The organism is Romboutsia sp. 13368 (genome assembly GCF_018336475.1).
GTDB lineage: Bacteria > Bacillota > Clostridia > Peptostreptococcales > Peptostreptococcaceae > Romboutsia.
On record NZ_CP048741.1, the window covers coordinates 397,601 to 398,199 of the forward strand.

1 protein-coding gene is annotated in these 599 nt (G+C 26.7%); it reads right to left on the minus strand.

The features are described 5' to 3' along the window. A partial coding sequence (locus G3997_RS01605) for a Gx transporter family protein (protein ID WP_296647049.1) occupies positions 1 to 485 on the minus strand: 485 nt, incomplete at its 3' end. Between the last annotated feature and the right edge of the window lie 114 nt (positions 486 to 599).

The following is a 599-nucleotide window of genomic DNA, read 5'->3' on the forward strand; positions in this document are numbered from 1 at the left end:
TTATTAAAATAAGAAGTTTTATAAAAATGATTTAATATATAGTTAGCAGATAAWCCWATAAAYACTCCAGTTATTATACCTACTATAGATAAAACTGGTAAATATAAAAATACGTTAAAGTTATGTAATATAAGAGAAGCAGTTAATAGCTGACCTATATTATGAAAAACAGCAGATGAAGCACTAACGCCTATTATAGAGACATGCTTACCACCTAAAGTTTTTACAATAATTGTAGCTAAGAAACTTAAAATACCACCACTAATACTATATAGTAGTGAAGATAAATTACCTGATGCCATAGCAGCTAATATAACTCTTAAAATTAAAATAACAAAGGCATCTCTATAGTTACCTAATGTATAAACTGCTATAATAATAACTAAATTAGCTAAACCTAACTTAGCACCAGGAGCTACAAATGGAAGTGGCATCATACGTTCAACTAATGATAATACTAAAGCCATAGATACAAGAAGTGACATATATATCATTTTATAAGTTTTGTTATGTTTAGTCATAATTAATGAGATAGTATCAAATCATCAGAACTATCATATTCATCTCCTTTTATTWCTATTATTAATTCATTAGGTAAG